The sequence below is a fragment of the Allostella sp. genome, from assembly GCF_041913585.1.
In the GTDB taxonomy this organism is placed as follows: Bacteria; Pseudomonadota; Alphaproteobacteria; order ATCC43930; family Allostellaceae; genus Allostella.
In genome coordinates, this window is sequence record NZ_JAYSFE010000299.1 from 1 (window position 1) to 1,500 (window position 1,500).

Below are 1,500 nucleotides of genomic sequence, written 5' to 3' on the forward strand. Positions count from 1 at the left end.
GGCGACCCGCTCGCCGTGGTCGAGGCGATGAAGATGGAGAACATCCTGCGCGCCATGCGCGACGGACGCATCGCCCGCATCCATGCCGAGGCCGGCAGCAGCCTCGCCGTCGACCAGAAGATCCTGGAGTTCGAATAGCGGTGGCGGACAGGGCCGAGCGGTTCGTCGTCTCCGGCCGCGTCCAGGGCGTCTGGTACCGCGCCTGGACGGTCGAGAATGCCCGTGCGCTCGGCCTGCGCGGCTGGGTCCGCAACCGCGCCGACGGCACCGTCGAGGCGCTCGTGGTCGGCGACCCGGCCGCGGTCGAGGAACTGGCGCGCCGCTGCCACGCCGGCCCGCCCAAGGCGCGGGTGACTGCCGTCGCCCGCACGCCCGCCACCGACGACGGCAGCGCCGGCTTCACCCAGGCGCAGTCGACCTAGGATCGATCCGCCCGGCGCATGTGTTATGATGCACGCATCATGTAACACATGACGGATGGCAGCCGATGACCGAAGCGACTTTCACTTTCCGCGTCGACGAGGCGCTGAAGGCCGAGTTCACCCAGGCGGCCAAGGCCAAGGACCGGACGGCCGCCCAGCTCCTCCGCGACTTCATGCGCGACTTCGTGCAGCGGCAGAACGAGGCGGCCGAATACGACGCATGGTTTCGCCGCGAGGTGGAAAAGGCGCGGGCGTCGGCCGATGCGGGCAATCTGATTCCGGCCGCGGAGGTCAAGGCCGAGTTCGCAGCCCGGCGGGCAGCAACGCGCCGTCGCCTCGAAGCATCGGATTGATGGAGCTGCTCTGGACGATCGAGGCGATCGAAAGCCGCGGCACGATCTATGACTATATCGAGGCCAGCAATCCGGCGGCGGCGGAGAGCTTCGATGCGCTGCTGCACGAGAAGGCTCGGCAGTTGGCCGACGATCCCGGCCTCGGACGGCCGGGCCGCGTAGCCGGGACGCGCGAGCTGGTCGTTCATCCGAACTACGTCCTGGTGTACGAGGTGACGGGAGATGCCGTTCGGGTGCTGGCCGTGGTCCATGCGGCCCGGCGATGGCCGGCCGATTGAGCGCTCGCCCCGCTGCTGACGCCCGGATCAGCGCTGGCGTGGGGCCAGCGCCTTGACCATGGGGTATGCGGAGTCCGTCCCGAACGCGCCGGCGGGCGGGCCGGTCTCGACGTAGCCCGCATCGCGATAGAAGCGACGGGCCGTCGCGGTGCTGTCGAGGGTGCATCGGCCGTTGCCGCGCAACGCGGCGCGCGTTTCGAGGGCATGCAGCATGGCGCGGCTGACGCCGCGGAAGCGGGCCGCCGGCGAGACGTAGTTGAGGCCGATCCGGCCCGCATCCGTGACCGAGCCGACGGCCACGATTTGGTCGGCCTCGACCGCGACGAGGACCGAGTTGCCGGCCTCGGCGATCCATCTCCGCACGTTCTCGACCGTCTTGTTCCCGAGCCAGCGGGCGAGGATGGCCGGGTCGTTCCGGTGATCGGCGGCGCAGAGCTCGGCGATCGA

At 70.3% G+C, this 1,500-nt stretch carries 5 protein-coding genes; 4 read left to right on the top strand and 1 reads right to left on the bottom strand.

Annotated features, from left to right (window positions below):
* From ACE3Q3_RS24385 to ACE3Q3_RS24400, 4 genes are all read left to right on the top strand, one after another.
* On the top strand, window positions 1-138 hold a 138-nt coding region (locus tag ACE3Q3_RS24385), incomplete at its 5' end, for an acetyl-CoA carboxylase biotin carboxyl carrier protein subunit (RefSeq protein WP_374450479.1).
* A gap of 2 nt (window positions 139-140) precedes the next feature.
* Window positions 141-422: an acylphosphatase gene (locus tag ACE3Q3_RS24390; RefSeq protein ID WP_374450471.1), complete on the top strand. Its 282-nt coding sequence runs from the start codon at window positions 141-143 to the stop codon at window positions 420-422.
* 65 nt (window positions 423-487) lie between these two features.
* A complete protein-coding gene (locus tag ACE3Q3_RS24395) occupies window positions 488-775 on the top strand; it encodes a CopG family ribbon-helix-helix protein (protein ID WP_374450473.1) in 288 nt (95 codons plus the stop codon).
* A complete protein-coding gene (locus ACE3Q3_RS24400; RefSeq protein ID WP_374450475.1) occupies window positions 775-1,053 on the top strand; it encodes a type II toxin-antitoxin system RelE/ParE family toxin in 279 nt (92 codons plus the stop codon). The genes ACE3Q3_RS24395 and ACE3Q3_RS24400 overlap by 1 nt, the downstream gene beginning before the upstream one ends.
* A gap of 27 nt (window positions 1,054-1,080) precedes the next feature.
* Here ACE3Q3_RS24400 and ACE3Q3_RS24405 read toward each other — a convergent pair.
* The coding region (locus tag ACE3Q3_RS24405; RefSeq protein WP_374450477.1) for a GNAT family N-acetyltransferase at window positions 1,081-1,500 on the bottom strand (420 nt) is incomplete at its 5' end.